The sequence below is a fragment of the Stenoxybacter acetivorans DSM 19021 genome, from assembly GCF_000745895.1.
Taxonomy (GTDB): domain Bacteria; phylum Pseudomonadota; class Gammaproteobacteria; order Burkholderiales; family Neisseriaceae; genus Stenoxybacter; species Stenoxybacter acetivorans.
In genome coordinates, this window is the sequence record NZ_JQKE01000016.1 from 1 (window position 1) to 19,640 (window position 19,640).

Annotated in this window: 22 protein-coding genes; 11 read left to right on the plus strand and 11 right to left on the minus strand. The window is 48.9% G+C overall.

Annotated elements, in window-relative coordinates:
- The 6 genes from Q384_RS14470 to pssA form a co-directional block, all read right to left on the minus strand.
- The coding region (locus tag Q384_RS14470; protein ID WP_425423468.1) for a POTRA domain-containing protein at positions 1-190 on the minus strand (190 nt) is incomplete at its 3' end.
- Complete coding sequence (locus tag Q384_RS13895; RefSeq protein WP_156956405.1) at positions 115-387, minus strand: hypothetical protein; 273 nt, start codon at positions 385-387, stop codon at positions 115-117. The genes Q384_RS13895 and Q384_RS14470, both read right to left, overlap by 76 nt.
- Before the next feature lie 183 nt (positions 388-570).
- Positions 571-1,866 carry an adenylosuccinate synthase gene (locus tag Q384_RS02550; protein ID WP_037585787.1) on the minus strand — a complete coding sequence of 432 codons (1,296 nt, stop codon included), beginning with the start codon at positions 1,864-1,866 and terminating at the stop codon, positions 571-573.
- Between the two features lie 73 nt (positions 1,867-1,939).
- Positions 1,940-3,100, minus strand: a complete 1,161-nt coding sequence (locus tag Q384_RS02555) for an ATP phosphoribosyltransferase regulatory subunit (RefSeq protein ID WP_037585788.1) — start codon at positions 3,098-3,100, stop codon at positions 1,940-1,942.
- A gap of 248 nt (positions 3,101-3,348) precedes the next feature.
- Positions 3,349-4,587: an NADP-dependent isocitrate dehydrogenase gene (icd, locus tag Q384_RS02560; protein ID WP_037585789.1), complete on the minus strand. Its 1,239-nt coding sequence runs from the start codon at positions 4,585-4,587 to the stop codon at positions 3,349-3,351.
- 108 nt (positions 4,588-4,695) lie between these two features.
- Positions 4,696-5,478 (minus strand): CDP-diacylglycerol--serine O-phosphatidyltransferase, encoded by a 783-nt coding sequence (pssA, locus tag Q384_RS02565; protein WP_051940326.1) that lies wholly within the window; start codon positions 5,476-5,478, stop codon positions 4,696-4,698.
- Positions 5,479-5,701: 223 nt separating this feature from the next.
- Here pssA and Q384_RS02570 point away from each other — a divergent pair, with 223 nt between their 5' ends.
- From Q384_RS02570 to Q384_RS02585, 4 genes are all read left to right on the plus strand, one after another.
- Positions 5,702-6,148 carry a DoxX family protein gene (locus Q384_RS02570; RefSeq protein ID WP_037585791.1) on the plus strand — a complete coding sequence of 149 codons (447 nt, stop codon included), beginning with the start codon at positions 5,702-5,704 and terminating at the stop codon, positions 6,146-6,148.
- A 96-nt stretch (positions 6,149-6,244) separates the two neighbouring features.
- A complete protein-coding gene (folP, locus tag Q384_RS02575) occupies positions 6,245-7,117 on the plus strand; it encodes a dihydropteroate synthase (protein WP_037585792.1) in 873 nt (290 codons plus the stop codon).
- 348 nt (positions 7,118-7,465) lie between these two features.
- Positions 7,466-8,122: a YiaD family glycine zipper/OmpA-like lipoprotein gene (locus tag Q384_RS02580; RefSeq protein ID WP_037585793.1), complete on the plus strand. Its 657-nt coding sequence runs from the start codon at positions 7,466-7,468 to the stop codon at positions 8,120-8,122.
- A 130-nt stretch (positions 8,123-8,252) separates the two neighbouring features.
- Positions 8,253-8,774 (plus strand): CNP1-like family protein, encoded by a 522-nt coding sequence (locus tag Q384_RS02585; RefSeq protein WP_051940328.1) that lies wholly within the window; start codon positions 8,253-8,255, stop codon positions 8,772-8,774.
- 76 nt (positions 8,775-8,850) lie between these two features.
- Here Q384_RS02585 and Q384_RS02590 read toward each other — a convergent pair whose 3' ends face one another.
- From Q384_RS02590 to folC, 3 genes are all read right to left on the minus strand, one after another.
- Positions 8,851-9,348: a CvpA family protein gene (locus Q384_RS02590; protein ID WP_037585794.1), complete on the minus strand. Its 498-nt coding sequence runs from the start codon at positions 9,346-9,348 to the stop codon at positions 8,851-8,853.
- The gene (locus tag Q384_RS02595; RefSeq protein WP_037585795.1) at positions 9,345-10,199 is read right to left on the minus strand and encodes an SPOR domain-containing protein; all 855 of its coding nucleotides are present in this window, start codon (positions 10,197-10,199) and stop codon (positions 9,345-9,347) included. Before Q384_RS02595 ends, Q384_RS02590 begins: the two co-directional genes overlap by 4 nt.
- A gap of 129 nt (positions 10,200-10,328) precedes the next feature.
- Entirely contained in the window at positions 10,329-11,615 is a 1,287-nt protein-coding gene (gene folC / locus Q384_RS02600) for a bifunctional tetrahydrofolate synthase/dihydrofolate synthase (protein ID WP_037585833.1), read from the minus strand.
- 325 nt (positions 11,616-11,940) lie between these two features.
- Here folC and Q384_RS02605 point away from each other — a divergent pair, with 325 nt between their 5' ends.
- The 4 genes from Q384_RS02605 to Q384_RS02620 are packed head-to-tail and all read left to right on the plus strand — an operon-like array spanning position 11,941 to position 15,689.
- On the plus strand, positions 11,941-13,401 hold the full coding sequence (locus tag Q384_RS02605; protein ID WP_211251068.1) for a circularly permuted type 2 ATP-grasp protein: 1,461 nt from the start codon (positions 11,941-11,943) through the stop codon (positions 13,399-13,401).
- On the plus strand, positions 13,401-14,009 hold the full coding sequence (locus Q384_RS02610) for a hypothetical protein (protein ID WP_037585797.1): 609 nt from the start codon (positions 13,401-13,403) through the stop codon (positions 14,007-14,009). The genes Q384_RS02605 and Q384_RS02610 overlap by 1 nt, the downstream gene beginning before the upstream one ends.
- Positions 14,006-14,803, plus strand: a complete 798-nt coding sequence (locus tag Q384_RS02615) for a transglutaminase family protein (protein ID WP_037585798.1) — start codon at positions 14,006-14,008, stop codon at positions 14,801-14,803. Before Q384_RS02610 ends, Q384_RS02615 begins: the two co-directional genes overlap by 4 nt.
- Complete coding sequence (locus Q384_RS02620) at positions 14,709-15,689, plus strand: proteasome-type protease (protein ID WP_245608493.1); 981 nt, start codon at positions 14,709-14,711, stop codon at positions 15,687-15,689. Before Q384_RS02615 ends, Q384_RS02620 begins: the two co-directional genes overlap by 95 nt.
- A 218-nt stretch (positions 15,690-15,907) precedes the next feature.
- Here Q384_RS02620 and Q384_RS02625 read toward each other — a convergent pair whose 3' ends face one another.
- Entirely contained in the window at positions 15,908-16,120 is a 213-nt protein-coding gene (locus Q384_RS02625) for a ribbon-helix-helix domain-containing protein (RefSeq protein ID WP_037585799.1), read from the minus strand.
- A gap of 364 nt (positions 16,121-16,484) precedes the next feature.
- Between Q384_RS02625 and fabG the strand changes: the two genes are divergently transcribed.
- Together fabG and Q384_RS02635 are read left to right on the plus strand one after the other, a co-directional pair.
- The gene (gene fabG / locus Q384_RS02630) at positions 16,485-17,234 is read left to right on the plus strand and encodes a 3-oxoacyl-ACP reductase FabG (protein ID WP_037585800.1); all 750 of its coding nucleotides are present in this window, start codon (positions 16,485-16,487) and stop codon (positions 17,232-17,234) included.
- Positions 17,225-18,457, plus strand: coding sequence for a beta-ketoacyl-ACP synthase (locus Q384_RS02635; protein ID WP_156956407.1), 1,233 nt, complete (start codon positions 17,225-17,227; stop codon positions 18,455-18,457). Before fabG ends, Q384_RS02635 begins: the two co-directional genes overlap by 10 nt.
- A gap of 59 nt (positions 18,458-18,516) precedes the next feature.
- On the opposite strand, the gene Q384_RS02640 is transcribed toward Q384_RS02635, so the two are convergent.
- Positions 18,517-19,164, minus strand: coding sequence for a 4'-phosphopantetheinyl transferase family protein (locus Q384_RS02640; RefSeq protein ID WP_051940330.1), 648 nt, complete (start codon positions 19,162-19,164; stop codon positions 18,517-18,519).
- Between the two features lie 29 nt (positions 19,165-19,193).
- On the opposite strand from Q384_RS02640, the gene Q384_RS02645 reads away from it, so the two are divergent.
- A complete protein-coding gene (locus Q384_RS02645) occupies positions 19,194-19,625 on the plus strand; it encodes a hypothetical protein (protein WP_037585801.1) in 432 nt (143 codons plus the stop codon).
- Positions 19,626-19,640 lie beyond the last annotated feature (15 nt).

Consider the following 19,640-nt stretch of genomic DNA (forward strand, 5'->3'; position numbering starts at 1 on the left):
CTAAGATGCGGGTGGTGGTGTAGCCCGCACCAATCACTGCGTTTTGTGCCGCACTCATGATTTGATTGATTCCCGTTCTGCCCAAACAGCTGCCGGGGCTAAATTGCAGCTGCCTCAATGCGCGGTGCGTGCAAAACGGAAACGCGCGGCATCTTCGCCGTCTAAATCCACTTCGTGTACGGGAAAGCACGGCTGCTCGCCGGTAATCAGTAAAACAGGTTCCACCGGCTGATCGCTTGTTTCCTCTGAACGTACATCTGTTTGCGGCTGTAATTGCTTATGAAGCTGCTCTTGTCTTTGCTGCTGCCTTATAAATTCTTCATCACCCACATCCGCAAATGCAAATGCGGCTACACAGAAAATCGGCAATAAGCAAAAACGTTGCATGTCTTTTTCTTTCATATGCAGGTGCGATTTTACACCTGCCGGCAATTTTAATCAGGTGTTGCCTAATAGTAAAGATTCTATTCGGCTATGTAAAAAAATCGGCTCTAAAGTGTTGTGATTTGATGCCAACAAAAACTTGAACAGTTTAATGCCGTTCAGGTTTCTTATAGCGATGTCTGTATTTTAATCCGCATACGGATGTTGCAGCACTATTGTTTCTTCACGGTCAGGTCCGGTTGAAATCATGGCAACGGGTGCGCCGCACAAAGTTTCAATACGCCGCAAATAGGCTTGGGCATTTTCAGGCAGCCCATCGTAGGATTGAATGCCGAAAGTGCTTTCCTGCCAACCCGGCAAGGTTTCATAAATCGGGGTACAGGCGGCAACCGCATCTGCGCCAAAGGGCAATATATCTATTTTTTCGCCGTTTAATTCGTAGCCCACGCAGATATTGATGTATTCCAAACCGTCCATCACGTCTAATTTGGTGATGCACATGCCGGATACGCCGTTAATTTGAATGGCGCGTTTCAGTGCGGCGGCGTCAAACCAGCCGCAGCGGCGGGCGCGTCCGGTTGTTGCACCGAATTCTTGCCCGCGTTCACCCAAACCTTGCCCCACTTCGTCGAACAATTCGGTGGGGAACGGTCCTGAGCCAACGCGGGTGGTGTACGCCTTAACAATGCCCAATACATAATTCAGCATTTGCGGTGCCACGCCCGCACCGGGTGCTGCCGCACCGGCAACGCAGTTAGATGAGGTAACAAATGGATACGTGCCGTGGTCGATGTCCAGCAAAGTGCCTTGTGCGCCCTCAAACAATAATTTTTCACCGCGCTGGTTCATGTCATACAAAGTGCGCGATACATCAGATACCATCGGGCAAATGCGTTCTCGGAATATTTGCAGTTGTTGGAAAATTTCATCGGCATTTAATGGTGCGGCTTGATAGATATACTGCAGCTGCACATTGTATAAAGCCACGTTTTCCTGCAATTTTTGCTGCAATTTTTCTTCATCGAATAAATCAATCACGCGTATGGCACGGCGCGCCACTTTGTCCTCATAAGCGGGGCCGATGCCGCGTCCGGTTGTGCCGATTTTACTGCTGCCGCGAGCCAGTTCTCGGGCTTGGTCTAAAGCGGCGTGATAAGGCAAAATCAGCGGACAAGTGGGGGCAATGTGCAGGCGTTTGGCTACCTGAATACCCGCCGCTTCCAATTCATCAATTTCTTTAAGCAGGGCTTCGGGGCTGAGCACCACGCCTGAACCAATAAAACAATGCACACTTTCACGCAAAATACCCGACGGTATCAGGTGCAAAACGGTTTTTTTACCGCCGACAACCAGTGTGTGTCCCGCATTGTGCCCGCCTTGAAAACGCACCACACCCGCCGCTTGGTCGGTGAGCCAGTCCACTATTTTGCCTTTGCCTTCATCGCCCCATTGGGTGCCGATAACCACTACGTTTTTTGCCATGATAATAACCTGCTGTGATTAAAAATAAATATTTGAAGTTGAATTGTGTCGGTGTACTGTTTTACAGCATCGTTTACAGCGACACCACTTGCCATTGTGCATGCTGCCAAACCAGTTGGCGGTCGCAGTGATTTAACAGCGGTGCATTGGCTTGCGCGTTGGCATAATCAATGACCACACATTCCCCGCTACCGCGCAGACGTTCGATTTCGTGCTTGGCAGACGCGGCATCAGTGGCATTAACTTTAATTGCCCGCAAACCGTCGGCTTGCGGCAAATGATCGATTAAATCACGCAAATCAAAACTAAAGCCGGTAGCTGGGCGGGCGCGTCCAAAATACGCACCCAAGCCGTCATAACGTCCGCCGCGCACCAGCACGTCAGGCCAATCGCTGCCATAGACGGCAAATAATAAGCCGCTGTGATACGAATCCACCCGCAATTCGGATAAATCAATAAACGGGTTTTGTTCAGGTAAGGCGGCACATACGGTTTGTAAATCATTTAAGGCTGCCTGAACAGCAGGCAGTTCGGGTAAATCGGCTTGCGCTTTGGCAAGCGTTTCTTTATATCCGTAAAGCGACGGCAATAAGGCAAACGCATTTGCCCATTGTGTATCCAGCTGCCACGGACGCAAACATTCGCGTGTGGCGGCAACGTCTTTGGTTTGCATCACGCCCAATAATTCTTTGGCTTGCGTTTGACTCAATTGAGCCGCTTGTGAGAGGGCATGAAAAATGCCGATGTGTCCCAGTGACAGCTGAATTTGAGTAACATTGAGCGCAGACAGACTTTTGAGCATTAACTCAATCAATTCAATATCCGCATCAATGCCGCTGTAGCCATACAGTTCCGCACCGATTTGCAAGGGTTCACGTGTGCTTAAAAAACCGTCGGGACGGGCATGCAAAATAGTGCCGGCATAACACAGACGGTTGATGCCGTTGTTGCCGGATAACAAATGTGCATCAATCCGCGCCACTTGCGGCGTAATGTCAGCACGTAAGCCCAATTGGTGTCCGCTGAGCTGATCAACCACACGTATGGTTTTCAGCGATAAGCCGTCGTCAATACGTGTTAATAAGGAATCGCTGTATTCCAATAAGGGCGGGCTGACCAATTCATAGCCGTGAACACGAAAAATCGCCAACAGCCGCTCTTTCGCGCTTTCCAATCGGCGGGCGGCAGAGGGCAAAATATCGGCAATGTGTTCGGGCAGTTGCCAAGACTGCATGGGATTTCCTTATCAAATGAAGCACATGAACGCATGTTTCGTGCGGGCATGAAGAAAGACGGGTTTCATGCCCGCCTTGTTATTTCAGGTGATACTTTAGCACAAAATCAGCTGTGCATTCCAGCAAGACAATGATTTATCGGTATTGTCAGCCAAAGAATTATTTATGCAGATGCCCGAAACAAAAACAGGCTGCCTGAAAACATTTTCAGGCAGCCTGTTAAGATTATCCCATGCAAATAAATTGTTTACATGCGTTCAATCATGGCTTTGCCGAATGCAGAACAAGACACTTCATTTGCGCCGTCCATTAAGCGGGCAAAGTCATAAGTAACTTGTTTATCGCCAATGGCTTTTTCCATAGAGGCAATCACCAAATCCGCCGCTTCTTTCCAGCCCAAATGACGCAGCATCATTTCGGCAGACAAAATCAGCGAACCGGGATTGACTTTGTCTTGACCCGCGTATTTGGGGGCTGTGCCGTGAGTGGCTTCAAAAATGGCGTATTGGTCGGAAATATTTGCGCCCGGGGCAATGCCGATACCGCCCACTTGCGCTGCCAATGCGTCGGAAATGTAATCGCCGTTGAGGTTACAGCAGGCAATCACATCGTATTCTGCGGGGCGCAGTAAAATTTGCTGTAAAAACGCATCGGCAATGGCATCTTTTACGGTAATGGTTTTACCGGTTTTCGGGTTTTTGAATTCGCACCACGGACCGCCGCCGATTTCAGCCGCGCCGAATTCATTTTTCGCCAAAGCGTAGCCCCAATCACGGAATCCGCCTTCGGTGAATTTCATGATGTTGCCTTTGTGAACCAAGGTAACGCTGTCGCGATCATTGTCAATGGCGTAGCGAATGGCGGCACGCACCAAGCGTTCCGTGCCTTCTTTGGACACGGGTTTAATGCCGATACCCGACGTATTGGGAAAACGGATTTTTTTTACGCCCATTTCATTTTGCAAAAAGGCGATGACTTTTTTGGCATCGGCACTTTCGGCTTCCCATTCAATGCCCGCGTAAATGTCTTCGGTGTTTTCGCGGTAAATCACCATGTCGGTTTTGGTGGGGTCTTTTAAGGGTGAAGGCACACCGCTAAAATAACGCACCGGACGCACACATTGATACAAATCCAATTCTTGACGCAAGGCAACATTTAACGAGCGAATGCCGCCGCCCACGGGCGTGGTCATCGGTCCTTTAATCGAAACGCTGTATTCTTTTAAGGTTGCCAGAGTCTCTTCAGGCAGCCATACATTATCACCATAAACACGCGTGGCTTTTTCGCCGGCGTACACTTCCAGCCAATGAATTTTTTTTGCACCGCCGTATGCTTTGGCAACAGCGGCATTAATCACGTCAATCATCACCGGTGTGATGTCCACACCAATGCCGTCGCCTTCAATAAACGGAATAATCGGGTCGTTGGGAATCGGTTTGCCCGGAATAATTTTGCTGCCTTCGGCAGGCACCTTGATATGGCTCATTAAATAATCTCCTGAACGGTTTTTCTGATTGGCGCAAAACACGCATAAGGGGCAGATTATGCTTGATTTTGCGGTTTCACGCCAGTGCCGACCTGTATAGGTATGTGTTTAAACGGCTTTTTTGCGGTATTGCTTTCTGATGTATCGCCAAACAAACAGGACATAACCGGACAAGCTGTACACCAAAAAAAAGCCAAATAAAACCAATGCCGGCTGCCACGTAATCATCAGCAAAAACATTGCCGCCAGCAGCATGCGCACAAACGATACTTTGCGGCGAGCATTTATTTCTTTAAATGACCAAAACGGAATTTGCACCACCATAGACAAACCGGCAAACAAGACAATGATCAAACACAAAACATTCACATGCGGCAAAGTTTCCACGCTGTGATTTACCCAAATCAAGCCGATAACCAATGCGGCGGCGGCGGGGCTGGGAATGCCGATAAACCATTTTTTATCAATTTTGCCGATTAGGGTATTAAACAGAGCCAAACGAAGCGCGGCGCAGGCACAGTAAATAAAGGCAACCGTGTAACCGATTTTACCGAAATGGTATAACTGCCATTCATAGGCAATCAGCGCGGGGGCAACGCCGAAACTAACCATATCAGCCAAGCTGTCAAGCTGTTCGCCGAACGCACTTTGGGTATTGGTCAGCCGCGCTACCCTACCGTCCATGCCGTCAAACAGCATGGAAATAAACACCGAAATTGCCGCTGTCTCAAAACGCCCGTGCATGGCTTGAGTAATGGCGAAAAAAGCGGCAAACAAGGCGGCAAGGGTAAACGCATTGGGCAGAAGATAAATACTGTTATCACGCAGACGGCGGGGGGGGGATACAGGCACATCACCGGGCGGTGTTTCGGGCAGCGGTGTTTGGGTCATCGGAATTCCTTGCATCTTCAACGGCAAAATAATTTTACTATTCTAAAACAAGTTTCCACGCACACCAAATGCAATCATTCGGCGCATGTGATACGATAAATTCCGTTATCTGCACAGACGCAGCTATTTCAAGCTATCCCAAACTATTTCAGGCTACCTGAAACAGATTGTCTTTAATACAGCCCAACACAATGGACTGCAAAAAACCATACGGAGGCATCAAATGACTGAATTAAACGACACACCGCATTGGCTGGAAAAACTTCTGTTATCCAATGGCATGTGGCTGTTTGCCAGAATTGTGATTACCTTTTTGTTTTGGATTACCGCAGTCAATTGGATTCTGGATTTTAACGAGGCACGCTCCGCCGCCGCATCGGTGCATCTTTTCCCGCCGGCATTTTGGGGCTGGTTTTTGATTGCGTTTTACATTGCAGGCAGCCTGCTGATTATTGCCGACAGAATGATGTGGCTGGGTGCGGGCGCGTTTTTGGTATTCGTATTTTTAACCATTGTTTGCGTTCACCATTGGTGGAGCATGAGCGGTGCGCAAGAAGCCTCGGCATGGAATGAAGTGAAAGAACACATCACGGTGATGGGCAGCATGATTGTGGTTTGCATTGCTTCACTTTTGCGCACCCGTTTGCGCAAACACCATTTATTGGATTGAATTTTTCGGTATTTAATTTGTTAAACAAAAAAACAGTACTTTCCCCATGCAGCATGTTTTCACACCCGACCATATTCAATAAATAATGCAAAAACCATGACATCTGATCAAATCCGGCAAACGCCCATTTGGCAATGTGGCCGCTTCCGCATTGCATTAAACCGCCCGCAAATCATGGGCATCATCAACATCACACCCGATTCATTTTCCGACGGCGGGCAATACAGCGGTTCGATTTCGGCTGCATTGGCTCACGCGGCGCAATTGTTAAAAGACGGTGCGGATATTCTGGACATCGGCGGTGAATCATCGCGCCCGGGTGCGCCGTATGTCTCACCAGAAGAAGAATGGGCAAGGGTGTCGCCGATATTGAAAGAATTGACCGGCTGGCAAGTGCCGATTACGCTGGATACCCGCCGCACGTGGGTGATGCGGCAAGCACTGGAACAGGGCGGTACAGACGGCATCAATGATATTGCCGCATTGAGCGACGAAGGCGCAGTGTCATTATTGACTCAGGACAAAACCACGGGTGTTTGCCTGATGCACATGCAAGGGCTGCCTGAAAACATGCAAGATAATCCGCAATACGGCGATGTCGTTACAGAAGTAGGACACTATTTACGTGAACGCGTTGCCGTTTGCACCGCGGCGGGCATTGACAAACAACGGTTGGTGATTGACCCTGGCTTTGGTTTCGGCAAAACCCGCGAGCACCACCGTGCATTAATGCTGCGTTTTGCGGAATGGCAACGCATGGCAGACTGCCCTGCATTGATTGGCGTGTCGCGCAAAAGCATGATTGGCGCGATTACCGGAGAAACACAGCCGCAAGCACGCATGGTCGGCAGCGTGGTGGCGGCAGTTGCAGCAGCGGCACGCGGTGCGGCGATTGTGCGCGTGCATGATGTGCGTGAAACCCGCCAAGGTTTGCAGGTATGGCAAGAATTGGGTGGCTTTTTGGCTTAAAAAACATCTTTTTTGAACGAACTTCCATAAATTTTCTTGTTTTTACTGCATCATCGGGTGTATCGTTTCACCAATATGAAATAATTTCAGCAGTAATTAAACAAGACACACGGCTGATTTACTTTAAATGACATAACCGCTTCACAAGCAAGTTTTCTTGCCGATTTGAGGCTTTGCTTTCAGGTTACAAACCCTTTGCATTCCGTGTGTACAAACAAGGTTTCAATCCGTGAGCAGTTTGGCGGAAGTGAATATTTTTTTCAAACGCCGAATTTCTCCGACTTGAAAGCGGAATCTGCGTTTCTTTGTTGATATTATTTCATTCACATTAAAACTTAAGGAGATACCATGAAATTAACTCAATCTTTACCCGTTTTACTGGCAGCTGCCTCTTTGGCTTTGTCAGGCTGTGTTACCGACCCGACTACAGGACAGCAATCCATCAGTAAAACTGCACTTTACGGCTTAGGCGGTGCGGTAACTTGCGGCATCATCGGCGCAGTTACGCATGGTAGCAAAGGTGCGCGCAATTCCGCACTGGCTTGCGGTGCTGTGGGCGCGGGCGTGGGCGGCTATATGGATTATCAAGAGAAATTACTGCGCGATAAATTGGCAAACAGCCAAGTGGAAGTTACCCGCGTAGGCGATCAAATCAAATTGGTAATGCCTGAAAACATCACTTTTGCCACCAACAGCGCCACTTTAAGTAGCTCGGCAAATTCTTCGCTCACTTCCGTGGCAGGCGTTTTGGCTCAATACACGGACACCACCATCACGGTTTCCGGCCATACCGACAACACAGGCAGTGATGCCATCAATCAGCCTTTGTCTGAAAAACGTGCATTGTCCGTTGCCAATTTCTTAACAACACACGGTGTTGCCGGCGGACGCATCAACACCGTTGGCTACGGCTCAAAAATGCCTGTGGCTGAGAACACCACCGCTGCCGGACGCGCAAAAAACCGCCGTGTGGAAATTGCCATCAACCCGGTACAAACGCGATAATCGATTTGATTTTTTGCTTAAATCTTAAAAAGCAGCACTCAACATCAATAAAAACCGTTGAATGCTGTTTTTTATTTAAAAATCAACCAGAATTCATTACTCATTTAATTCATTACTCGAAGGACAAGCAATGCGTTATTTTTTGTGTTTATTGCTCTTGGCTTGTGCCGCATTCGTCCACGCCCGCGACGACAATGGCTACAACACCTATTATATTGAATCGGAAAAAGACAAGCCTTGGGAAGAAATACCGCTGCCCTTGCCGCCGTATCCCGATCAAAACGCATCATGGCTGCCGATTTATATCAGCAACACTTTCTCCGGTAAAACTTTGCTGATGACAAACAGCATTCGCACACCGGCAGACGATACCGTGCATTATGTGCTGAATGTTCAATCCAACCAAGGCATTGACAACATCACCGCTGAAGCCGTTCGCTGCGGTGAACGCGCTGCCAAAACGCTGGCATACGGCGATGATGTGAATCACCGCTGGATTGTTCCCAAACGCGGCCACTGGCAAACAGTGAGCACCGTTTTGCGCGATATAGACCCTGTCCGCGCCGCTTTGTACACTATTTTTTGTGTCGATGGTATTCCGAAAAATTCGGAAGAATGGCAAGAACGGCTGCAAAAACGCGCCTCGCGTTAAGGCTGCCTGAAATGTGATTACCTGAAAACGACGGTACAGCACATCGGTTCGGTATTACTGAAAAACGCAGCCATCACTAATCATTCGGGTAATGCACTTGATCGGCGATTAAAGGCGGCAAAAACGGCAAGCTTTGTTTAACCACTTGTTCAAAAAACCATGCCGTTCGTGCGTTTTGCCATGATGGGGTTTTGGGCAAATCGGTAAACGCACACACCAACACAGCTACTGCCACAATCAACACGCCCCGAGCAGCACCAAACACCGCACCCAATAATCGGTTGATGCTGCTCAAACCAAAAGCCGACACGCCCGATTGAAACAAAGAGGCAACCAGTTTCAATACCACCCAGCCTGCCAACAGCAGCAGCACAAACGACAAAGCCACCGCCAGCTGCCGAGGCTGAATACTCACAAAAGCCACATCGGCAAATTTTGCGGAAAAATTCTTGGCGAATAAAAATGTTGCAATCCATGTGCACAAAGAAGCCGCTTCCGCCACCAAGCCGCGCATCACCGACACCAGCATACTCAGAGCGATTAATCCGAGTGCCAATACATCAAATAAAGTCATGGCTTATTATCAATAATAAAACCGTCCAAACCCGCCGAACGTATTTTATTTAATCCTTGTTCGGCTTGCGCACGGTCGGCATAGCCGCCTGAGCGAACACGATACAGCACCCCTTTACTGGTTTGACTGGTTACGATATTCGCACCGAAACCCGCCGCTGCCAATTTTTGCTGAACCGTCCGCGCCTGTGTTTCGCTGGTATAAGCACCAATTTGAATCACTGTCTTGCCGCCGTTTTGGATTGGTGCTGCACCGGCAGCAGATGTTTTGGCCTGTGCCGCAGCGGCTTTCGGCGCAGCGGCTTGGGCGGTGCTTGTTTTATTGGTGCTTACTGTACCGGCGGCTTTGTTATTTAAAATTTCTTGCGGCGTGAGCTTACTGCCGGTTTTTGGCTTTACCGATGCGTCGGTTTTTTCCTGACGAGGCAAAGTTGTTTTTTCAGTTGTTTTTTTGGGTTTTTCTTCCGTTGGTTTGGATTTTTCTTCAGTCGGCTTTGGTTTTTCCACTGCTGCAGGTGGCATCGCAGGTACAATCACGTTTTGCGGCACGGCAACAGCGGTATTGACAGTATTTTCATTGTTTTGCTTCGTATCCGCGTTTATTGGTGCAGATGATGTTTCAGCCAGCCATTCTGCGGAAGCAACCACGGCAGACGCCGTTGCCGCACCACTTGCCGATTCATTCATACCGTTAATCACCACCGATTGCTGCGGTTCATTCGTGTTTTGTGCAGAACGGTTCAGCACGCTCAAAAGTAAGGCACATGCTGCCGCAACCATAATCACCGCACCCACCAATCGGCGGCGGTTTCGTTTTTTCAATTGTTCGTATTCGTTACGAGGATCATTCATATTCATCGGGTATCGTCCAAAATATTTTCAGGCAGCCATCGGCTGTTTTTGGCAGCAATAATTGGCTTATCAAAATATTTTAATAAGCCTATTGTTTACTTAGTTGCACACGGACAGCGAATATTGCCATCACGTGCAGCCAATGCACTGCATCACTTCGGCAACTGTATGAAATGAGCCGAAGACCACAATTCTATCATTTTCACTTGCCTGTGCCGCAACGGCACGGTAGGCTGCCTGAATGTCGTCAAAAACATGGATTTTCTGTATGCCGTGTTGATTTAACACGTTTTCAATGTCTTGCGCCTGTCTGCCGCGCGGCACGTTCAGCGGCGCAATAAACCATTCATCAAACTGGTCTTTCAAAATATCAATCACTGCGTTGATGTCTTTGTCGCTCAGCATACTGAATACAGCGCAGCGTTTTTCAGCATAAGGCAGCGTCATCAGGCTTTGGCGCAACGCACGGGCAGCATGCGGGTTGTGCCCCACGTCCAGCACAGTCAATGGTCGTCTGGGCAGAATCTGAAAGCGGCCCGGATTGTGTACACGCACCAAACCGCGTTTTATTGCACCAATATCAATGGGCAGCACATGATTCAAACATTCCAGCGCAGTTAAAGCACAAGCGGCATTGTTCAGCTGAAATTGCCCGCGCAGGCTGGGAATCGGCAGTGCGTGTCTGGCGCGGCTGGCTGAAAACAAGAAACTGTGCTGCGGGTGAAAACGGTATGACCACTGCTGCGCTGAATTGACCCAATCAAAATCCATACCCAAAACCAATAAATCGGCACCCATTTCTCGGGCATGGTCAGCCAAGCGTGCCGGCACTGGCACTTGTCCGCAGATGACTGCCTTGCCGCCGCGCAAAATACCGGCTTTTTCAAACGCCACTTGCTCCACGGTATCACCCAAAAATGCTTGATGATCCAAATCCACACTGGTAATCACCGCCACATCAGCATCAAACACGTTCACTGCATCCAAACGCCCGCCCAAACCCACTTCCAGTATCATCACATCAACTTCGGCGCGCATAAAAATATCCACCGCCGCCAATGTGTTGAATTCAAAATAAGTCAGTGAAATTTCCTGCCGCGCCGCTTCAATGCGTTCAAATGCGGCGACGATGGTTTCATCACACACGGCTTCGCCGTTTATGGCAATGCGTTCGTTAAAGCGCAGCAAATGCGGGCTGGTCAGCGTGCCGACACGATGCCCCGCTTCACTGTAAATTTGTGTGAGATAAGCACACACCGAACCTTTGCCGTTGGTGCCGCCAACGATAATCAACGGACACAAGGGCTGTAAACCCATGCGGTTTTTTACCTCACCCACGCGCGCCAAACCCATGTCTATTAAGCCTGCGCTGTGTGCTGATTCCAAATGAGCCAGCCATTCAGTCAAAGTATTCAAAGTTCGCACATTTACCCTGCTTCTGTTTATCAAATCCATTTTATTCAACGTATTTTATTCACTTTTTTGATAAGGCGGTGTTTGTGTGAATGAGACGCGTATTTTAAATATTTCCGTTTGTCTGAGAATTGTCTGAAAACGGTTTTTTCAGGCTGCCTGAAACATGAAAAAATACCTTTAAAAACACCTTTCGCTGTTTACGAACAGCCAAGTTTATTGCATAATGCAATAAACTTGTATTTCTGTAAAATTTAGTTAAAGATGTAATTTACGTATAGCCCGCTTGTGTTGCATTTCCCTTTTGTACCGTATTGAAGGAATCCGTATGGACACAGCAATATCATCGTCATTTTACAACGAAATGTATCTGCCCGACGGACAAGTGCGTCCGGCGTATCAAGCGGTTGCCGATTGGCTGGCACGCAACGGCAGCAGTAAGCTGGAAACCTTAAACCAGCAAGCCTTGGCGATGTTTTACCGCAAAGGGGTTACTTTCACCGTGTACAGCGATGCCAGCAATACCGAACGGGTGATTCCGTTTGATATTATTCCGCGCATCATTGTTCAAAGTGAATGGCAGATGCTGGAAGCGGGCTGCTCGCAGCGCATTCGCGCCCTCAACGCCTTTATCCACGATATTTATCATCGGCGTGATATTGTCCGCGCCAATATTATCCCCGCCGAACAAATTTTGGTAAACGATTGCTATGAACCGTGGATGCAGAATCTGGATCTGCCGCAGCCGATTTATGCACACATCAGCGGCATTGATTTGGTGCGCCACGGCAATGGTGAGTACTATGTTTTGGAAGACAATCTGCGCACGCCGTCTGGGGTGTCGTATATGCTGGAAAGCCGTTTGGTCAGCGAGCGGCTGCTGGAAGGTGTGTTGGATACCGAGCGCGTGCTACCTGTCGATAATTACCCGCAAATGCTGTACGACAGCTTGAGTGAATGCAGTGGCAAAGACAATCCTTATATTGTGGTTTTAACGCCCGGACGCTACAACAGTGCGTATTACGAACATGCTTTTTTGGCACGGGAAATGGGCGCCGCTTTGGTACATGGCTATGATTTATTTGTGGAAAACAATTATGTCTATGTGCGCACCGTACAAGGCAAACAAAAAGTCGATATTGTTTACCGCCGTTTAGATGATGCGTTTCTTGATCCGTTGGCATTTCGCGCCGATTCAATACTCGGCATCCCGGGTTTAATGGCGGCATACCGCTGCGGCAACGTGATGATTGCCAATGCACCGGGTACAGGCGTGGCAGACGATAAATCAATCTATCCTTACGTGGGCGAGATGATTCGCTTTTATTTGGGTGAAGAGCCGATTTTGCACAATGTGCCGACTTGGCTGTGCCGCAGACCCGATGATTTGGCGTATGTGCTGGCACATTTGGACGAACTGGTGGTCAAAGAGACCCAAGGCTCGGGCGGTTACGGCATGTTGATTGGTCCCAAATCCACCCGCGAAGAACAGACCGAATACCGCAAACGCATTGAAGCCGCGCCCCAAAATTTTATCGCCCAGCCCACTTTGGCATTGTCGGCTTGTCCCACTTGGGTGGAAGAAGGCATCGCGCCGCGCCACATTGATTTGCGCCCCTTTGTCTTAACCAGCCCCGAAAAAGTTCGTCTGTCTGCCGGTGGCTTAACCCGCGTGGCGTTGCGCGAAGGTTCTTTGGTTGTGAATTCATCACAAGGCGGCGGCGTAAAAGACACTTGGGTGATGTGTGATGCCGCCGGCAACCGCAGCAATAAAGGAGGTTTGGCATAATGTTATTATTATCCACCGCCGGTGATTTATTTTGGCTCGGCCGTTACATGCAGCGCACCGAATACCTGTATCAGCGTTTTTTCGGCCGCAACGCCGTTAATGCACAAACCTATTTTTCGGCAATGGGTTTAAGCCCCGACACGGAAACCGATACAGAAACCGATGACTGGCTTGACCGCGTGTACGACAAAGAGCTGCCTGAATATTTCGAGCGCATCAACGACAACGTGCAAACCGTTCGCGGGGTTATTGACCAAGATGCTTACGATTTATTCAACACGGTAAACCGTTTGCGCCAAGACGGTAGTCAGCGCGCCGCCTGCTTTCAATTGCAGGCCTGCCACCGTGCCATGCAGGCACAAGAACCGATGATCAGTTTATTTTGGCAGCTGGGCGATGCCGTAGAAACCTTAGACGAACACATTCGCTTCGGCGACAGCAACCCGGGGCATTTTCAACAATTGGCATTGGTTGCCACCGGACTGCCCTGCGGCGCGGCGTGGGACGAATTAAAACAACCGGCACAAGCCATGGTATTTACCATGGACATCGGTCAATTCCGCCAATGGCTGGATCGTTTAAACGAATTATTTGAGGACGGCGTATGAACATTCACATCAGCCACGAAACCCGCTACGCCTACCAAACGCCCACCAAACGCAGCATTCAGTTATTGCGCGTAACCCCGCAAAACCTTGGTCATCAGCGGGTGCTGTCGTGGAAACTCGTTGTTCCGTGTCTCGGCAGCGAATTATTCGACGGCTTCGGCAATTATTGCACCCTTTTAAGCATGCACGAACCCCATCAACAGCTGCAAATTCAAGCCAGCGGCGAAGTGGAAATTGATGAAACCGCCGAATACCTGCACGATGAACGCATACCCGCCGATCTTTTTTTACGCCACACCGATTTTACCCGCAGCAGCGAAGCCATTCGCGATTTGGCAGCGAAGCATTTATCCCGAAAAATCAATCAAGACAATTTAATCGCCTACAGTGCCGACATCTTAGAACACATGCCCTACACTTCAGGCAGCACTCAAGTGAGCACCACTGCCGCCGAATCTTTGCAGCTGGGCAAAGGCGTGTGCCAAGACCATGCGCATGTTTTTTTAGCGGGTGCACGCACTTTTGGCGTACCCGCACGTTATGTTTCCGGTTATTTATATACCGAATCCGATCAGCACCTTGCCAGCCACGCTTGGGCAGAAGCCTGTTTGAACGGCTATTGGCATGTATTTGATGTGAGTAATCAGTTGTTTACACCATCACACCATGTTCAGCTCGCCATTGGTTTAGACTACAACGATGCCGCACCCATACGCGGCGTTCGCGTCGGCGGCGGACACGAGCGCATGGATTATCGCGTGCAGGTGCTGTCCGGTCAGCAGCAACAGCAGTAAAAAACCGATAATTGACAAGGTGTTGTCAATTGGGCGCGGCGGTGATGCCGTGAATAACAGGCTTTTGCCGCAACACCTAAACACAGCACCGCACTTTAACGATAAAATGCGCGGGTTTTCATTGCGCTCAAAAAATTACGATATGACTTATTGTGTCGGCATTCGACTAAAAGACGGCATGGTGTTGGCAAGCGATACCCGCACCAATGCCGGTGTTGATCATATTTCCACATTTAAAAAAATGTATCGCTTCGGCGTGGCTGGCGAACGAATGATTTTCATCATGACCGCCGGCAATCTGGCGACATCGCAAGCTGTGATTAACCGTTTGCGCCGAGACATACGCCAAGACAGCGGCACACATTTACTCAACGTGCCCACCTTATCAGAAGCGGCAGAATTGATCGGCAGATACTCAGCACAAACCGCGCAGCAAACGCGGCAAACCGCTGCCATGATTCAAGACAACGGCAGTTTCGGCAGTACCTTCTTATTGGCGGGGCAAATTAAAGGCTACGGCATGCGCCTCTACATGATCTACCAAGAAGGCAACAATATTTACGCCACTTGCGACACCCCTTTTTTTCAAATCGGCGAAAGCAAATACGGCAAACCCATTCTTGACCGCGCTATCAACCACAACAGCAATTTAGACGACGCCATACGCGCGGTTTTGGTGTCTTTCGATTCCACCATACGCTCCAACTTATCTGTTGGGTTTCCGATTGATTTATTGGTGTACCGAAACAACAGTTTTACCATGCCGCAAGGCATACGCATCACCGAAGACAATCCGTATTTACACAGCATACGCAGTCAATGGTCGCAAGGCTTGCTGGATATTTTGCGCCGTTTTGACACACCGCCGCCGGAATATTTGGCATAAAGCAAAGCCATTTGCCGCCGCAAACCGCTTCTTAAAGCGGCAAACCTATTTCGCAAACCCTTTTCATTTTACCGATTTCAGCATTTTCGCCATTGCTTTATTCAGCTTAAACGCCGCCAATCAGGCTGCCTGAAAACCTTATCGGCTTTCCGAAGCGGCACACGCACATACAGAATGCCGATTTTTACACACCGGCAAAAATATCGGTGCGCTCAGCATCAATTTGTGCCGTTATCAATCGGTATATCTAAGCCGTGATTTTCGGCAAATTCACGCACAGCGCACTCTATCAAGCCTTTTATCGGCAGCCCTGCCGCTTGGGCGGCAGCACGAATATAATCCGCCGATACTTGATTAATTTTAATGCCAATCATCACCATGCCGCGCTTTTCATCGCTTCGTTTTTGGATTTCAGCACGTGTTAATGCCATATTGATTTTCCTTTTAAATTGTTTTATGGTTTATTGAAAATAGGGCAGTATCTCAACCGCCTCATGCTTATATTACATTACCACGCGTGAGAACTTAATATCAGTAACAAAAGCAGGAAAATAAACTTAGCCATACATTTTCTTTCCTTCAAACCCTGCCAAACAACAGGGCTTTTCTCGTATTTGTTCGCCTGTTTCGGCAGCAGATGCCGTTACGATAAACTGTCCTAATGATAAAGATTAAGCAGTATTGTTATTTTTAATAATATTTTCAATTGGTTATTTTTATATTTTCTTTTAAAATTCTTGTACTTTGCTGCCGTTCTTGTTAGAATTTTTCGGAACGAAAATCTGCCCAAGAGCCATGCAAACCACTCATTCAAATTCAAACAAAACGGTTCTCATTACCGGCTCCAGCCGCGGCATTGGCCGTGCTGCCGCGCTGGCTTTGTCGGCGGCAGGTTATGCAGTGGTGCTGCATGGACGCCGTCCGAGTGCGGCTCTGGACGCGGTTGTTGCTGACATTCGCGCAAACGGCAAATCGGTGCGCTGTTTTACTTTTGATGTTGCCGACCGCACTGAAGCCGCCGAAGTTTTGCAAAACGACATTGAACAACACGGTGCATATTACGGCGTGGTACTCAACGCAGGCATCAGCCGCGACAACGCTTTTCCCGCCTTAACAAACAGCGATTGGGACAGCGTATTGCACACCAATTTAGACAGTTTTTACAATGTATTGCACCCAATTATCATGCCGATGATACGCCGCCGCGCCGCCGGACGCATTGTGTGCATGACTTCGGTTTCAGGCTTAATCGGCAATCGCGGGCAAGTGAATTACAGTGCAGCAAAAGCCGGTATCATCGGCGCGGCAAAGGCTTTGGCATTGGAATTGGCAAAACGCCAAATCACCGTTAATTGCGTTGCGCCCGGTCTGATTGACACCGATATGCTCAGCGATGATGTGCCGATAAACGAAATCATCAAAATGATTCCGGCACAGCGCATGGGGCTGCCTGAAGAAGTAGCACATGCGGTGGTGTTTCTGATGTCTGAACAAGCGGCGTACATCACGCGGCAAGTATTGGCGGTAAACGGAGGATTGTGTTGAAACGAGTCGTGATAACCGGCATGGGCGGCATTTGCGCCCTGGGCAGGAATTGGACAAATATACGCGCCGCATTCAAGCGCGGCGAAAATGCCGTGCAATACATGGCCGAGTGGGATCGTTATGATGAACTCAATACGCGCTTGGCTGCGCCCATTAACGATTTCACTCCGCCGCCGCACTGGACACGCAAACAACTGCGCAGTTTGGGGCGGGTATCCCAATTTTGCGTTGCCGCCGCCGAAGATGCCTTGCGTGATGCCGATGTACTGGATAACGACATCATTCGCGACGGACGAATGGGGGTTGCCTGCGGCTCGTCCACCGGCAGCACCAAAGATATTTTTGATCTCAGCCAATTGATTACCAACGGCACATCACCGGGCTTTCATGCCAACACCTATGTGCGCATGATGCCGCACACCACCGCCGCCAACATTGCCATTTTTTTCGGCTTAAAAGGGCGCATTATTCCCACGTCCAGCGCGTGTACTTCAGGCAGCCAAGGCATTGGTTATGCCTATGAGACAATTAAATACGGCAAAATCACCATGATGCTTGCCGGAGGCGGTGAAGAATTGTGTCCGTCTGAATCGTTTGTATTTGATGCACTTTATGCCACCAGTTTAAAAAATGACACGCCAAAACGCACACCCAGCCCCTATGACGCCAATCGTGATGGCTTGGTGATTGGCGAAGGCGCGGGCATGTTGGTATTGGAAGAATACGAACATGCCAAAGCACGCGGTGCACATATTTATGCCGAAATAGTGGGCTTTGGCAGTAACGGCGACGGAACACACATAACCCGCCCCGAAAAACAAACCATGCAAATCTGCATGGAATTGGCACTTGCCGATGCCGCTTTGCCGCCCGATGCCATTGCTTATGTTAATGGACACGGCACCGCCACCGAACAAGGCGACATTGCAGAGAGCTTGGCAACTGCCCAAGTATTCGGCGGGCGCATACCATTGAGCAGCCAAAAAAGCTATTTGGGACACACTTTGGGTGCATGCGGTGCGCTGGAAGCCTGGTTTTCTGTTTGCATGATGCACGACAATTGGTTCGCCCCCACCATTAATCTTACCGATATTGACCCGCGCTGCGGGCAAGTGGATTACATCATCGGCACAGGGCGGCAAATAGAAGCAGAATATGTGATGAGCAATAATTTTGCTTTCGGCGGCGTAAATACCTCATTGATTTTAAAAAAATTCAGCTAATCTCTTTGAAATATCCCGCCGCTGTGCGGTGTTAAAAACAGGCAAACAACATCAATAACCTATTGTTTCGTTTCTTCCGATAACACAACCTCTGTTACGGATAAGGCTGCCTGAAAAACACCTTGCCACACGCAGCAAATCAACAATTTATCATCGGGACTGAACCATTGATGTTGCCAAGGCTGCATTGCTTCTTGCACGGCAACACCGGCAGTTAAGCCTTGTTTTTTATCGGCAAATAAACCAACACGGTTCAAATCGGCAGGAAAATGTAAATTTGCCGCTTTAATCAAGGCTTCTTTAAGCGTCCACAACCGATAAAACACCAAAGCGGCATCATCTTGCGTCTGCCACCATTCTATTTCATTTTTACGGGAAAACAGCGGCAATAAAGCAGCAAAATCACGCGCTTGCAGATACTCCAAATCAATGCCCGCCGCCGTCCCCATCTCTGTCTCCGTATCCGCCGGCCCCAAAAGTGCGGCGGCGCAGCCTTTTTTATGACTCAAGCTCAACAGCCGTTGTTGCGGATAATGCACACGGCAATGGTGTTTCAGATAACGGCTGCTGCGCCAATCCAACCGCCGATGCAACTCAGGTGCTACCGTTGCCCGTTCGGCATCAATTTGGTCTAAACTGTCGGCACAATAATATTTTGCACATTCAGATCTTGCCAACAGAATATTAAATTCTTTACGATTACACACTCATTCACGCTCACTCTAAGGGAATTGATATGAAACAAAAATGGACTGTTTTGCTCAGCGCAGCGGCTTTGGCAACCGTTGCTTTTTCAGCAAATGCCCGCGATACCCAATTGATGCTGCCCATTGCCGATGCACTTGGTTCAGAACAAGCCAAAGAAGTGTTAAACCCCAAAATCACATTGCAATTTGGCGGCGGCAGCGGCAGTGTATTGGCAGCTGATTTGGTAAGCAACAAAAAAACCAATTCATTTGGAAAATCCGATGAAGAAGCCTGTCAATGGGCATTTTTATCGGCAGTAAAACAATTTCAGCAGCGTGCCGAATCACTGGGCGGTTCTCGTGTGGTCAATTTGGTGAGTTACTACAAAAAAAGCGAGATTCCCGACAGCAATAAGGTATATGAATGCCATGTCGGCGCGGTTGTGGCGGGGGTAACACTTAAAGGCACAATTGTGCGCTAACCCTTTTATTTACCC

What these genes read in the sequence shown, in the direction of transcription:
- Q384_RS02585 (WP_051940328.1), top strand. Translation starts at nt 8,253, where the DNA reads ATGCGTTATTTTTTGTGTTTATTGCTCTTGGCTTGTGCCGCATTCGTC.
- pssA (WP_051940326.1), bottom strand. Translation starts at nt 5,478, where the DNA reads ATGACCCAAACACCGCTGCCCGAAACACCGCCCGGTGATGTGCCTGTA.
- Q384_RS13895 (WP_156956405.1), bottom strand. Translation starts at nt 387, where the DNA reads ATGCAACGTTTTTGCTTATTGCCGATTTTCTGTGTAGCCGCATTTGCA.
- fabG (WP_037585800.1), top strand. Translation starts at nt 16,485, where the DNA reads ATGCAAACCACTCATTCAAATTCAAACAAAACGGTTCTCATTACCGGC.
- Q384_RS02610 (WP_037585797.1), top strand. Translation starts at nt 13,401, where the DNA reads ATGTTATTATTATCCACCGCCGGTGATTTATTTTGGCTCGGCCGTTAC.
- Q384_RS02615 (WP_037585798.1), top strand. Translation starts at nt 14,006, where the DNA reads ATGAACATTCACATCAGCCACGAAACCCGCTACGCCTACCAAACGCCC.
- Q384_RS02645 (WP_037585801.1), top strand. Translation starts at nt 19,194, where the DNA reads ATGAAACAAAAATGGACTGTTTTGCTCAGCGCAGCGGCTTTGGCAACC.
- icd (WP_037585789.1), bottom strand. Translation starts at nt 4,587, where the DNA reads ATGAGCCATATCAAGGTGCCTGCCGAAGGCAGCAAAATTATTCCGGGC.
- Q384_RS02625 (WP_037585799.1), bottom strand. Translation starts at nt 16,120, where the DNA reads ATGGCATTAACACGTGCTGAAATCCAAAAACGAAGCGATGAAAAGCGC.
- Q384_RS02590 (WP_037585794.1), bottom strand. Translation starts at nt 9,348, where the DNA reads ATGACTTTATTTGATGTATTGGCACTCGGATTAATCGCTCTGAGTATG.
- Q384_RS02580 (WP_037585793.1), top strand. Translation starts at nt 7,466, where the DNA reads ATGAAATTAACTCAATCTTTACCCGTTTTACTGGCAGCTGCCTCTTTG.
- Q384_RS02570 (WP_037585791.1), top strand. Translation starts at nt 5,702, where the DNA reads ATGACTGAATTAAACGACACACCGCATTGGCTGGAAAAACTTCTGTTA.
- Q384_RS02555 (WP_037585788.1), bottom strand. Translation starts at nt 3,100, where the DNA reads ATGCAGTCTTGGCAACTGCCCGAACACATTGCCGATATTTTGCCCTCT.
- Q384_RS02620 (WP_245608493.1), top strand. Translation starts at nt 14,709, where the DNA reads ATGCCGCACCCATACGCGGCGTTCGCGTCGGCGGCGGACACGAGCGCA.
- Q384_RS02595 (WP_037585795.1), bottom strand. Translation starts at nt 10,199, where the DNA reads ATGAATGATCCTCGTAACGAATACGAACAATTGAAAAAACGAAACCGC.
- Q384_RS02550 (WP_037585787.1), bottom strand. Translation starts at nt 1,866, where the DNA reads ATGGCAAAAAACGTAGTGGTTATCGGCACCCAATGGGGCGATGAAGGC.
- Q384_RS02605 (WP_211251068.1), top strand. Translation starts at nt 11,941, where the DNA reads ATGGACACAGCAATATCATCGTCATTTTACAACGAAATGTATCTGCCC.
- folP (WP_037585792.1), top strand. Translation starts at nt 6,245, where the DNA reads ATGACATCTGATCAAATCCGGCAAACGCCCATTTGGCAATGTGGCCGC.